At 42.3% G+C, this 12,692-nt stretch carries 10 protein-coding genes and 1 pseudogene; 3 read left to right on the top strand and 8 right to left on the bottom strand.

Annotated elements, in window-relative coordinates:
• Positions 1–332: 332 nt before the first annotated feature.
• The gene (locus HWQ40_RS24425) at positions 333–968 is read right to left on the bottom strand and encodes a glutathione S-transferase (RefSeq protein WP_292782930.1); all 636 of its coding nucleotides are present in this window, start codon (positions 966–968) and stop codon (positions 333–335) included.
• A gap of 235 nt (positions 969–1,203) precedes the next feature.
• Here HWQ40_RS24425 and HWQ40_RS24420 point away from each other — a divergent pair, with 235 nt between their 5' ends.
• Positions 1,204–2,640, top strand: a complete 1,437-nt coding sequence (locus HWQ40_RS24420) for a cobyrinate a,c-diamide synthase (RefSeq protein WP_292782928.1) — start codon at positions 1,204–1,206, stop codon at positions 2,638–2,640.
• 277 nt (positions 2,641–2,917) lie between these two features.
• Here the strand turns inward: HWQ40_RS24420 and HWQ40_RS24415 are convergent, their stop codons facing one another.
• Positions 2,918–3,346: a hypothetical protein gene (locus tag HWQ40_RS24415; RefSeq protein WP_292782925.1), complete on the bottom strand. Its 429-nt coding sequence runs from the start codon at positions 3,344–3,346 to the stop codon at positions 2,918–2,920.
• A gap of 80 nt (positions 3,347–3,426) precedes the next feature.
• Here HWQ40_RS24415 and HWQ40_RS24410 point away from each other — a divergent pair.
• Positions 3,427–3,552 (top strand): annotated as a pseudogene (locus HWQ40_RS24410) (ISKra4 family transposase); the annotation flags it as partial.
• 450 nt (positions 3,553–4,002) lie between these two features.
• Positions 4,003–4,701, top strand: coding sequence for an aquaporin (locus HWQ40_RS24405; RefSeq protein WP_292782922.1), 699 nt, complete (start codon positions 4,003–4,005; stop codon positions 4,699–4,701).
• 273 nt (positions 4,702–4,974) lie between these two features.
• On the opposite strand, the gene HWQ40_RS24400 is transcribed toward HWQ40_RS24405, so the two are convergent.
• From HWQ40_RS24400 to HWQ40_RS24375, 6 genes are all read right to left on the bottom strand, one after another.
• The gene (locus tag HWQ40_RS24400; RefSeq protein WP_292782920.1) at positions 4,975–5,397 is read right to left on the bottom strand and encodes a TerB family tellurite resistance protein; all 423 of its coding nucleotides are present in this window, start codon (positions 5,395–5,397) and stop codon (positions 4,975–4,977) included.
• A 57-nt stretch (positions 5,398–5,454) separates the two neighbouring features.
• A complete protein-coding gene (locus HWQ40_RS24395; protein ID WP_292782917.1) occupies positions 5,455–6,942 on the bottom strand; it encodes a 16S rRNA (cytosine(967)-C(5))-methyltransferase in 1,488 nt (495 codons plus the stop codon).
• A gap of 90 nt (positions 6,943–7,032) precedes the next feature.
• Entirely contained in the window at positions 7,033–8,487 is a 1,455-nt protein-coding gene (locus HWQ40_RS24390; protein WP_292782914.1) for a glycoside hydrolase 100 family protein, read from the bottom strand.
• A gap of 669 nt (positions 8,488–9,156) precedes the next feature.
• The gene (locus HWQ40_RS24385; protein ID WP_292782911.1) at positions 9,157–9,774 is read right to left on the bottom strand and encodes a Uma2 family endonuclease; all 618 of its coding nucleotides are present in this window, start codon (positions 9,772–9,774) and stop codon (positions 9,157–9,159) included.
• Positions 9,775–9,831: 57 nt separating this feature from the next.
• Positions 9,832–11,571: a DnaJ domain-containing protein gene (locus tag HWQ40_RS24380; RefSeq protein WP_292782909.1), complete on the bottom strand. Its 1,740-nt coding sequence runs from the start codon at positions 11,569–11,571 to the stop codon at positions 9,832–9,834.
• 25 nt (positions 11,572–11,596) lie between these two features.
• Positions 11,597–12,460, bottom strand: a complete 864-nt coding sequence (locus tag HWQ40_RS24375) for an alpha/beta fold hydrolase (protein WP_292782907.1) — start codon at positions 12,458–12,460, stop codon at positions 11,597–11,599.
• Positions 12,461–12,692: the final 232 nt, after the last annotated feature.

Genomic DNA, 12,692 nt, shown 5'->3' with positions numbered 1-12,692 from the left:
AAAATTAAATACAAGCCCTTCAGATTTTTAGATATTTCAATAATCTGAAGGGTTTTTCTATTTTTCTTGGAGGCAAGAGACGCGATGAATTGCCGTCTCTACAATAATCAGTCCTTTCTAGAGAAGATGATTTATCGCGTGGCGTCTTTGGCGATCAATAATTTTCATCAAAAAACCTTAACCGATCCGTATTACCCCAACTCCATCCGTGAGAGTTTAAAATAAAGGGCATTTTGTCAATCAGCTAAAATACTCAAAAATTTCTTGAGTGAAAATAATAATCGTGCGCGGGAGAGGGATTTAGGGTGAGGATTTTGATTCATGCAAGAAATCTATTGAAAGGATACGTCGTATTTACCTCCACGCTCCAGGGCGCGTTTGTAAGCAGGTCGTCCATGAATGCGCTCGACAAATTCTTTGAGCTTTGGCCGGTTCTTAACCTCTTCGGGGAGCATAGCAACTACTTCTAGGGGAAAGCTCATTTGGATATCGGCGGCGGTAAATTCATTGCCTACAAACCACGTATTTTTACGGAGTTCGCCTTCTATGTAGTCAAAGTGAAGTTTGATTTGGGGCGCGACGAATCCGCTAACCACGCTGCTGTCACCTGCCCCAAAATTGTTCAATACCAGCCGCATCACCAGTGGTGGCATTGCAGAGCCTTCGGCGTAATGCAGCCAATACTTGTAGCGCAGATGCTCTGGTGTAGCGGATGTTGGGACTAACCGACCATTACCATAGCGATCGACTAGGTATTCGATAATTGCACCCGACTCAGCGATCGTCAAGTCTGCATCTGTGATTACTGGTGATTTGCCGAGGGGATGAACTTGGCGCAGCGACTCCGGTGCCATCATCGTCTTTGGATCGCGTTCATAGAATTTGATCTCGTATTCGATACCTAATTCTTCAAGCAGCCACAGCACACGCTGCGATCGCGAATTGTTAAGATGATGCACAACTATCATAAAATGTTCCTCTTCTGGTAGCTTATTGCGATCTGACTCTGGGCTAATTTCCAACTATACTATTAGACTTTTTCAGCCTAACTCCCCTAATTGGCTGGTTTTCTTGTTTCTAATTGGTATAAGTTTGAGTTAGTCGGTTGGAGAAACTGGTGCATCTGCTTTTACAAAAAGTGACGATAGACACACAGCCAATAATCGAAATAGTTGCTGCATAAAAACCTAATTTGTTTCATTTATGGCTTTAGTCATTGCTGGGGAACGTAGTGGGGTGGGTAAGACAACAGTCACGCTCACCCTTTTAGCATCTTTACGCCGTCGCGATCGCCTGGTGCAATCTTTTAAGGTGGGGCCAGACTACATTGATCCGATGTTTCATCAACACGTAACTGGTCGTGCTTGTCGCAATTTAGACCCCGTATTGACTTCTGAAACCTACGTTCAGCAATGTTTTGCCCGTCATAGTCAACTGAGTGAATATGCCCTAGTGGAAGGGGTAATGGGGTTGTTTGATGGAGTGAAGGGGAGTGGCGAAGAAGTAGGGGAGCAGGGGAGCAGGGGAGCAGAGGAGAAGGAGAAAAATAACAATGCTCAATGCCTAACTGATTTTGCCAGTACGGGCCACATCGCACGGCTGTTAGATTTGCCAGTGGTGTTGGTGATTGATTGCAGTCGTTTATCTGGTTCTGTAGCTGCGATCGCTCACGGCTATCGATCTTTTGATCCCCGAATTAAAATAGCTGGGGTAGTATTAAATCGCGTCGGAAGCGATCGCCATCTCTCTCTTCTCAAAGATTCCTTAGAACCTTTACAATTACCCATTCTCGGCGTACTGCGGCGTCAAGATAATATCACAATTCCCGATCGCCATTTGGGTTTAGTACCCACAGCCGAACTTCCCGAACTCAACGCTTTAATTGATCGCTTCGCCGATTTAGGAGATACTTGCTTCGACTGGCAACGCTTATTACCTTTGTTAAAATCAGAACCTCTTTCTGGCTCTACTTCATCATCCTTATCTCCCTCATCCCCAGTTAGGATTGCAGTAGCCCGCGATCGCGCGTTTAATTTTTATTACCAGGACAATCTCGATTTGTTGCAACAACTTGGTGCAGAATTGGTTTTCTGGAGTCCCTTAGAAGATGCTGGTATACCAAAAGATATCCAGGGAATGTATTTTGGCGGTGGTTTCCCAGAAGTTTTTGCCCAGCAACTAGCAGAAAATACCAGCGCTTGTGATGCAGTGAAAACGGCAATACTTAAAGGAATGCCTACAGTTGCCGAATGTGGAGGATTGATGTATTTGTGTGAGCAAATTATCGATTTTGAGGGTAAATCTTGGTCGATGGCGGGAGTACTACCAACATCTGCTCTAATGGGTGGGCGTTTAACTTTAGGCTATCGTCGTGCAGTCGCTTTGCAAGATAATTTATTAGTTAAGGCAAATACAACTGTTTACGGACACGAATTTCATCGTTCTCATTTAACCTTAACTCCCACTAAGCCTCTATTTGAAACTTCTCGCTACGATTGTGAAGAAAATATGGGATGCGAAGGATGGGGTTTACCTGCAAATATTTATGCTTCTTATGTTCATCTGCATTGGGGAGAAAGTAGAGAAATTCCCCAGCAGTTTCTTAAAGAATGTCTAAAAGTAGCATCTTCAGGAACATAGATTTAAGCCAGCGCCAAACCCATTAGGATGAATAAAAAAGTTTTAGACTCTATTAATCGTAACCCCTGTCTAGAGATTCTGTTAGTACAGCATTTCATTAATTTGTAGCGAATTAAATTTGGCAATACCCTGCAATGCCAATGCGTTGGCTTGTATTGGTACTGCAAAAACAAGCTTTTTCTGAGAATTTCGGGTTAAAGAACTATTTTATTTTTGTAACCCTTTTATAAAAAGACTTTCAGACGTTACGTGGCGGCTCATGTCACGCTCGCTACTTTTACCCCTCATTGTCATTGCCGTTATATTTAATAAACCAATTTGTACTACTAACAATTCCTGCTGTTAGACACTGGGTTTTGATCCTTTGTAGTTTCTCGTTTACTCTAGCTTGAAGAGAGTCTAAAATTTGTTCAGCCTTTTCTGTCATTGCAGCTACATATTGCCTCGTTTTTGAAGTATCCTCTGTATTCGCCCAAAAATCTTTTTGCTCCTCAAACCATATTTCTGATCTACTGACTTCATCAAATGTATAACCTAGTTCTCGTATGGCTTCGTCATTAAGCTGATCAACTATACATACATGCATACGCCATAAACAATCTTCTAAGGTGCCATAGTAGTAGTCTTGCTTTTCACCGTCAGGTGCGTTATTATCCTGTCTTACGAACATCCACTTACTCTCATCTGGGTATTTGCTATTAACCATAAGCCTTTTCGTTATGGAATGCGTTCTTTACGACATTAGTAAATAGTACAGTTTTTACCAAGACCCGAACATAGTGTCAAGTGGAATCTGCTATTAAGCTTCTTGGTACAAGGATTAAAATTTCTGGAGCGCAGTGGAAAGTTGACAACGTTAATTCAATACTTTCTGTTCGTTGTGCTTACCTCAACGGAACACTCGCTATTTGATGTTTTCGCCAAAGAGGGATGCTCTCTTAATGCCTCCCGATGCAATACCGTTCGGTTAAGGAATTTATTCGTTGAGGCAAGCTGTTCTTAAACTGGGGTAGAAGAGAAGCAGGGGGAAAACAAATTGTCTATCAACTCTTTCCTCCCTTGCCTTAAGAGCCTCAAGAGCTTATCCAAACTGTATTGGGAGCCAACCAACAGGATGTTGCTACGTTTTATACTGAATAATTCAGAACGAGTATTTATCTTAGTGTGATTCGGCTAATGCGTACAAGTATCAATCACCCTTAGTAGTTCACCACGCTCTCCATTGACGGGTGTAGATTGAGTAAAGGGTAAAGGTTAAAGGGAAAGGCAAAGGGACAAGACACATATATCCCTTTTCCCGTTCCTCTTTACCCCGCTAAGTTCCCTTGGCGAACTACTAGCCAGTTATGGCATTTCTGATGAATGAATCGTTACTCTTTAGCAAAACGATGTTTGGCGGAAGCTCTAGGTACAGCTTGGTTAGTTCTGATGGGTGTAGGTACTGCGGTTATTTCTGGTGCAATACCTTGGGTTGGAGTTACTGGAGTGGCGATCGCTTTTGGCTTAAGTTTGTTGACTGCTGCTTATACTTTTGGTTCGATCAGCGGCTGTCACATCAACCCCGCAGTCACAATTGGTTTTTGGGTAGCCAAGCAGTTTTCTTCTAAAGACGTTTTGCCATATATCGGGAGTCAGATTCTCGGCGGAATTTGGGGGAGTACTATCTTGTTTTTGATTTGCATAGGCAAGCCGGAGTTTACAACAGCTAACTTTGGTTCTAATGGGGTGGGAATTCACTCCCCTGGTAACTATAGCTGGTGGGCTTGTGCATTAGCCGAATTCATTGTTACCTGTGGCTTTGTGCTGCTGATCTTGAGCGTTACATCTTCTCCCGTTTTCAAACGGTCTGCACCGATCCCCATCGGTTTAGGGCTGATCTTGGCGCATCTTATCCTCATTCCTGTCACAAATGCCAGCGTCAATCCCGTGCGATCGCTAGCCACAGCTGTCTTTACTCGCGGTTGGGCATTGGCTGACCTTTGGATTTTCATCGTGTTCCCAATTTTCGGTGGAGTTTTGGCGGGTATAATCGCCCGATCTCTCCAAGAACCAGACATCTAATACGAATCACAATAGACCTCTTGCAAAAGTCCCTAACACCCCACCCCCAACCCCTCCCCGCAAGCGGGGAGGGGAGCGTTTGCTTTACTCAAATGCGGGGTGGGGTTCTTTATTTTTGATTTATGCAAGAGGTCTAATGTTAATGCGTTTCCCTTTTCGGTAAATAGCTATAAAAATCACCTAAAGACGTGCGGACGTTTCTGGGGACATGAGGATGAAGAGACGCGGTGAAAGAATTCACCGCTTCCTCTTCGACCAACTTATAACTCCATGTTAGTTTTGGACTTCAACCCAACGGCGGTAAAGCTTTTGAATTTGTTTGAGAAGCGCAGTGTGAGCTGGTTGAGTTGACTCATTCGGCTTCACTATATCCTGCAATTCTGTCAGGAGCCTGGCTTCTTCTACAGCAACTTCACCATCGCTATAAATTAAGCCACTGATGGCTTCAATCAGATTTTCGCAATCTTCAAGACTGGGGCGATCGCCTAAATATTCCTGCACCCAGTCATAGCATTCTTTTGGCTGTACAGGAACTAATTCGTATAGCCAAGGCTTAATTTCTGGGTCGTTAGCTAAACCTTTGGCTTGAGCTATTTCGCGGAGATATTGCCGTTCTTCTGGCTGGATTCTGCCATCGATCCAGGCTGCTCCAATCAGGATTTTAACTAAGTTTTTCACATTGGAAGGGGAAACCATTGCTGCCTCCTCTGGTAGATTCAGGCCTCCACCAAATCGTACAATCCCAAACAGTATTCACTCGGAATTATTGGTTTTTCTTAAGCGCACCATAAAAAAACCATCCATATCCTGTCGATGGGGCCAAAGTTTAAACCAACCTTGAGGTGTACTATCAGTAGAATCAGGCAACTCAAGGCCACTGGGAGACTCAATTTGCCAATCAGGTGACTCAGCTAAAAACGCCGAAATTACTTCTTCATTTTCTGCGGGATGCAATGTACAGGTGGCATAAACTAGTACACCACCAGGTTTGACAAAGGTTGATGTATGTGTTAATAATTCTCGTTGCAGCACCGAAAGTTCTCGGACGGATTCTGGTGTCTGTCGCCAACGCGCATCAGCATGACGGTGCATAGTTCCCAAACCAGAACATGGAGCATCAAGTAATACCCGGTCTGCGGTGTTTTGAAATTGCTTGAAGTGGCGACTGTCGCCAGTGTAAATTTGAATAGATTGTAAATTTAACCGTTGAAAATTTTCTTGGAGTTTGCGAAGACGAGAAGGAGTGCGATCGCAAGCCCAAATTTTACCCTCATCTGCCATTAATTCAGCGATGTGGGTTGTTTTCCCTCCTGGTGCAGCACAGGCATCAATTACCACCTCACCTGGTTGGGGGTCGAGCAAATGACCTACCAATTGAGCGCTACTATCTTGTACAGTCCACCAACCTTCTTTGAAACCTGGTAGTTTTTGAATTGACCCAGTATTACCAATAAATCGTAAAGCTTGGGGTAAATGAGGAATCCGTCTTACCAAAACACCAGCAGATTGCAAAGCCACCTCAACTTCCTCAATTGAAGCGCGAAGTGGGTTGATGCGTAAGTCAATTGTTGGTGATTGGTTCATCCATTCACATAGTTGTTCTGTATCAGTCAAACCCAGTTGTTCTAACCAAACTTGAACAATCCAGTCAGGAAAACTGTGTAAAATACCCAAGCGTTCCACCTGACTTTTCACATCATTTGGAAAAGTTAACGCGAAACCTAACCCCCCAGCCCCCTTCCCTACTAGGGAAGGGGGAGAATTCAAAGCCTCTCCCCTTTTAGGGGAGAGGTTTGGAGAGAGGTTTTCCAGATCCGGTGATTCTGGAAGTTGTAACGGATCACCCTTTATCTTCTCTGCAAGGCGGATGTATTGTCGTAATAAACCGTTAACAAAACCCGTAAGTCCAGAAAAACCGTTTTCTTTAGCGAGTTGGACTGTGGTATTAACAGCAGCTGAAGCGGGAATACGCTCTTGATAACGCAGTTGGTAAAAGCCCAGATGTAAGATGGTGCGGAGGTCTTGTGGTTGTTGATGAGATTTCTTTTTAGCGAGTTGATCGATGAGAGTATCGAGGGTGCGTTGCCTTCTGACGCTCCCATAAACCAATTCTGTCACTAAGCGGCGATCGCAATCAAGCAAATTAACTTTTTGCAGTACTCTATCTAGGGCAACATCAGCATAAGCCCCTTTATGAACATCTCGCAGCGCGATAAAAGCTAATTGACGGGGATTAGTCATGGAAACATGATTCAGGAGTCAGAAGGCTTTTGTATTCTAACTCCCAACTCCCAACTTCTAACTCCTAACTCCCAACTCCTAACTTCCCTATCAAGACATATACGACGGATCTACACTGGCAATTTCAAACTCACACGCTCTAGAAACCTGTTCTGCTGGTAATTTTCCAAAGCTGATTAATGATAAATATGTGTGGTTTGCCATCAGTTCTTTTGCTAATAAGAATCCAGTAATTGTCCAAGTTTGATATTTCCTAGCTTGTTTCCCAATCAGTCGCCCTTTTTTACCATCGTAATACTCTGGCCATTCATCTGTACTAAGGCGTCCTTGGGCAGTTTCAATCGCCTTTTGTGCAAGATTTGTTCTATTAGTTTTTACAGCAGCCGCCGCCAACATCCACATTAAAACAGGCCAACTACCAGCATTATGATACGACCAGGGTATATTTTTGGGGTCACATCCAGTCACAATTCTGTATTCTTCATGTTCCAAAGCTGGGAAACAAATTTTCATTGGCATATCTCCCACCAAATCATCCCATCGTTCTTCAATGAGAGTCATAATCGCTTGTGACTGTTCTTCGGTGGCTAAGTCTGAAATGATTGCCATTAAGTTTCCGAGTGAAAAGAAGCGAGTATCCAGCTGCGACGGGCCAACATTTCCTGCTAGATAACCACCTTTTTTTGGCAGCCACTTATCTAATTCATAATAGGGAACAGAATCTACATATATGTTGAATAGATTAACAGCAGCCTTGCCATATTCTTCACTTTTGAAGCGATAAATTGCATTCAGGCGATTAATATCTATCCAATAATGCTGGCGAATATGAGCGCATAAAAGAGGTAAACGGTTATCAATGGCTTCAACAATATCAGAATTACCTTGGCAAATTAGCAGTTCGCGAGATGCACGCAATGCCGTGTAAAAGAGGACTTGCAATTCTAAAGGATGCCCATAAATGCCCATACGACGGTCAATCATACAAGCGCCATCTGGAACCAATAGCGTTGGGTACATATCAAAACGATTCGCCAAGCAGATTTCCATAATTAACCTGATCCCATTTTGGAATTCAGGTTGATAGGCGAGAGAAAAATCTTCTGTGGCGACTATATAAGCGCGCAATAAAATAATCCACCATAAGCAAGAATCTACAGGTGTAACTCTAGCGATCGCATGTTCGCCAAAGTCTGCTTCTAAATATTCTTGCCCATTGTCTGATACCACTTTAAAGCTAGCTGGTATTAATCCTCGTCCTGGCTTATAGGCATCTAATGCCTTTTCTTTAGGCTGTAACTTTAAAGTTTCTTCTAAGAAATTACGAACAATATCTGTTCTACCTTTAATCAGAAAAATTAGAGCAGAAGAAACAAAATCCCGGACAAAGCACTGATCGTAATTGAGCGCCTCTACAGAGGCATCATAAGCGGCTACTGTCCCAACAGGGCGACCTTGATAATAGAGAATTGATTTTTCTAGTGCTAGCCATGCTTCTTCCACTTCTTTTAAATTCTCAGTAGTTTCCAATTCGTTTAGGTGCATTGCCAGAATAACTCCATAAGGATTGTGAATTTGTGGTAGATGTGTCTTTATTTATTATTTTTACTATTCTCAGCATAACAAAAACGATTCTTTGAATAGCAAAGATAATTGGGCAAAAAAATAATCAACTAACAAGGAATAAATTTGCTGACATTTATCCAACTTTATTGTTAGTTAATTGCTTGTAATCTATTACTATTTTGCTGAATTATAGTTGTTGTTCTCCACCGCAAGTAGTAAGATAATTCCTAAAAACAGTCACATAAGATATATTTTTAGATTATTTATTGTTCCGTTATCTGTCCAGAATCTTTGCTTTACAAAACAAAAACATATCTTCAGTGCTGTTTAGGAGTTGTGTGAAGTTAAAACTGGTTGCAGTGTATTTACTTGAGTAGGATTAGTTTTTGACACTAAGAAGTCAGATTATTCCCCTATTATCTAATAATTTATAACGTTTTTTCAGAATATGCAAGATGAATTCTCAAAATTTTTAATATGTCAATACTTCTCAAGGGTTAAATATCTTACCCTGCTTACAGATGATATGGGATGTTTATCGGAGTGCGTCAAAAATAATCAAGAGTGCTGAGTCTAAATACCGCCCATAAGGTACAGAGAATATACTAAGTACATAAGTACTGAGTATTAGCAAACAAGCAATATTCATTACTGTTCTCCTGAAGCAGCCTTAAACACTTGTTCAGCAGTTAGATTTAGCTCTATTAAAGTTGGCGATTGAATTTGGTCATTACCACAAAACTGAGCTACTTGGTACTCGCCTTCCACTAATCTGTAAACTGATATCGTCGGTTGTTTCGGATTGCCGATAAACCGTTTTCCACCAACAGCAGCATAGTCAACAATCCAATATTCTGGAATCCCAATTTCCTCATATTCAGCGAATTTGAGAAAGTAATCATCTCGCCAATTTGTACTCACAACTTCTACTACCAATGGAATTGATGCGGCTTGAGTAACTGTTGATGATTTTTTCCAAAATGGTTCATTAATTAAGTTAGGGATACTCAATACCAGCACATCTGGAATATAACCAGATTTTTTATCAACAGATTTGATTAATGCTTGAGCAGGAATCGAATAAGCTAGGTTAAACCTCCGAATCTCAAAATTGAGTTCTCTAATCAGAAATGCTCTGACTAACTCATGTTCCCCTGTCGGCTGCATTTCAACTATTACTCCTTTATGTAATTCACATCTGCCGTTTTCCGGTTTCCATTCGACAAAATCTTCAAAATTTATCGCTTCTACTAAATGTTGAAACATAACACTATTTCCTCAAATATTATTCATATTTTGACTAGCATCGATAAACTGCTAACTTCATATTAGCTGCTGCTGGAATTCTTTATAAGCTTGATTGATTGCTTGCATTGAAGCTTTTGCAATTGTAGAACTATTAACATCAGGATGATACAATCTTGCTAATCGACGGTAGGCAAGTTTAACAACATTGGGGCGATCGCTCTGATTTACGCCCAAGACTTCCCACCATTCCCCAGATAATTCAGAGTCGAGAGTAAATTGACTCCAAATCTTGATGCTTCCGCCATTAGCGCCACTTACCAGCGTTTTACCATCAGGGCTGAAAGCAACGGGATTACACCCAGAAAGATTTTGTAGTAGTTCCCCAGTGTGGAGGTTCCAAAGTTTGATTGTACCGTCTCGGCTGGCACTGGCGAGGGTTTTTCCATCAGGGCTAATGGCAACAGACAAAACCGCCCCTGTGTGTCCAGTCAAAGTGGAAAGTAATTCTCCAGTTGGGAGGTTCCACAGTTTAATTGTGGTGTCTGTGCTACCACTAATAAGAGTTTGACTGTTAAAACTGATAGCAACTGTATTCACTGCATCCAAATGTTCAGTGAGAATGTAGCGTTGTTCCCAAGTTTTGAAATCCCAAATTCTAATTGTCTTATCGGCACTACCACTTGCAAGAATTTTACCATCGGGACTTATGGTGACAAACAAAACTGCATCTGAGTGTTCATTTAAGGTGCGTTTTACTGTTCCCGTATAGCGTCCCCAAATTCTAATTGTCTTATCGGTAGAACCACTAGCAAGAATTGCCCCATCAGGACTATAGACAAGCGAGTTAACAAAACCATTATGACTATAAGCAGAGTTTAAATAAAAGAATGTCTGGAGAAATTTTTTTGTGTCTATCTGCCAACTGCTGATTTTGCAATCGACACTACCACTTGCAATCTGCTGTCCATCAGGACTGATAGCAACAGATAAAACTGCTTCTGCTTGTCCAGAGAATGTATAAAGCCATTTTCCGGTTTTCAAGTTCCACAAATTAACTTGTCTGTCATCACTGCCACTGATTAAGGTACTACCATCAGGACTGATTGCGATCGCATTAACTGCGGCTAAGTGTCCTTTGAGTGTGCGTACACATCTCCAGGTTTCAGGTAGCTGAGTTGTCGGAGATATTTTTTCTAGTTTAATATTGGGAGTAGAAGCTTTAGGCGTAACAAATTCTGATTTTTTATTGAATTTAGCCTTAAGCGCTTGTAACTCATCCTCGATTTGCAAAACAGCAAATTTTTGGTTGAGATCGTCACCAGATAAAAATGCTTCTAATTCCATCACTGCTTCGGAATAGTAGCCCATCTGCAAAACTTTCTCTTCCATCCGCTCAAAAAGCTGTGCTGGAGTTTCGCTAATTCCCGATTCATCTAACAGTTTGGCAATACCATAGGCGGCGAGTCCTACTACTGCACCAATTCCTGCCATCGGTACTGTACCAATCCCAAATGCCAGCCCTACTTTCGGTGCGACTAAACCCATACCACCGACGACGCTGTAAACACCAGCACCGCCGACTGCACCAATTCCCATTGTAGCGATCGCAGCAGCATCTCCCTCTACTATGGCTTTAAAAGCACCATAAGTAGCAGCACCAGCTACAGCGCCAGCACCGACTACAGGAGTTGCACCAATACCAACTGCACCAAATCCGCCTGCTAGTCCCATCCCGCCTACCGTTGCGGAAACACCAACACCTGTTATAGTTCCGCCTGCAATAAATGCTGCGCCTGTTTTAGAGTTTTGTGTCACTGGTTTTTGTTTTTGAAGCCTTCAACTATAGATTTTTGCTATGCAGCCAATTGATAAACAGGTCAGCAATCGCTAAGTTACCGTGTTCAAGCATTGGCAGATGACCGTGACCAGGGAGGCCAACTTCAGGAAGCCAAATAAAATCACCCCGGAAGTATTTTGCAGTTTTTGCATCTGTCTCACGAGGATGGCGCGGGTCTTGGTCGCCCGTAATCACACAGATGGGAATACCATATAGTATCTGAGGGTCGCCAATATAAAGCCCTCGTCCTTCAACATTTCTGAGTTCGTTGCTCATCCGCGCACTCTCAGCGACCAAACTGCAAAAGTAATTCTCAAATGCCTCTTGCGGAAAAGTATCTGAGTTGGTGAAGTACTTTTTAGTATCTTCACGCGACTGGATACGTGGACGGTCTTCGGGAAAAGCCAAAGAAGAGTTTTTTGTGATAACTGGTAATAGATTGGCTGGTGAACTTGGTGCAATGCCTATAATAGCTTTAACAAGTTTGGGATGAGTTTGTGCCGTCTGCCAACCAACGATACCAGACATACTGTGGGTAAGAATCACAGCCGGGCCAATCCGTTGGAGTAGCGCGACTGTAGCATTGATTACCCGTTGATATGACATCACAGCTAAGTCTGGCACACAGCCCGACCGACCATGCCCTGGCCAGTCAACAATATAGGTTTCCCGGCCCAGTTCTGCCAGATATGCTGCCCAACCTTGACGATTATCGGGTGTTTTGACAAAGCAAGTACCTGTATGAAAGGCACCATGTAAAAGCACAATCGGAACTAAATTTTGGTCTTGACTCGGTCGGTAATATTGAACATACATTTGGTACGGAATAGCACCAACAAAGAATTCTGTTTCAGTGTATGAATTCATTTTGAAAAAAGACTTAAAGCTTTACGGCAATGTTCATCGTTCATAATTCCTGCTGTTGGCAATGCTACAACCGTCGTTATTATAAATCCCAAAGAACAAAGTTAGCGATCGCACACCATACAATACATACTATATCCATTATGTCAAGCAAACCTGCGCTTTGATTAATCAGCAAATAGGCGAACTTGAACCAAAACCCATACGCAATCTGGCAATTCTCGATAACCCTGAT

This window comes from Nostoc sp. NMS9 (assembly GCF_017114995.1).
Lineage (GTDB): Bacteria > Cyanobacteriota > Cyanobacteriia > Cyanobacteriales > Nostocaceae > Nostoc.
This window is presented reverse-complemented; position numbering and strand designations above follow the sequence as displayed.

Excerpts from the sequence above, each read along its gene's own strand:
- HWQ40_RS24400 (WP_292782920.1), bottom strand. The coding sequence starts at position 5,397 with ATGGTTTCCCCTTCCAATGTGAAAAACTTAGTTAAAATCCTGATTGGA.
- HWQ40_RS24405 (WP_292782922.1), top strand. The coding sequence starts at position 4,003 with ATGAATCGTTACTCTTTAGCAAAACGATGTTTGGCGGAAGCTCTAGGT.
- HWQ40_RS24420 (WP_292782928.1), top strand. The coding sequence starts at position 1,204 with ATGGCTTTAGTCATTGCTGGGGAACGTAGTGGGGTGGGTAAGACAACA.
- HWQ40_RS24425 (WP_292782930.1), bottom strand. The coding sequence starts at position 968 with ATGATAGTTGTGCATCATCTTAACAATTCGCGATCGCAGCGTGTGCTG.
- HWQ40_RS24375 (WP_292782907.1), bottom strand. The coding sequence starts at position 12,460 with ATGAATTCATACACTGAAACAGAATTCTTTGTTGGTGCTATTCCGTAC.
- HWQ40_RS24390 (WP_292782914.1), bottom strand. The coding sequence starts at position 8,487 with ATGCACCTAAACGAATTGGAAACTACTGAGAATTTAAAAGAAGTGGAA.
- HWQ40_RS24385 (WP_292782911.1), bottom strand. The coding sequence starts at position 9,774 with ATGTTTCAACATTTAGTAGAAGCGATAAATTTTGAAGATTTTGTCGAA.
- HWQ40_RS24415 (WP_292782925.1), bottom strand. The coding sequence starts at position 3,346 with ATGGTTAATAGCAAATACCCAGATGAGAGTAAGTGGATGTTCGTAAGA.
- HWQ40_RS24395 (WP_292782917.1), bottom strand. The coding sequence starts at position 6,942 with ATGACTAATCCCCGTCAATTAGCTTTTATCGCGCTGCGAGATGTTCAT.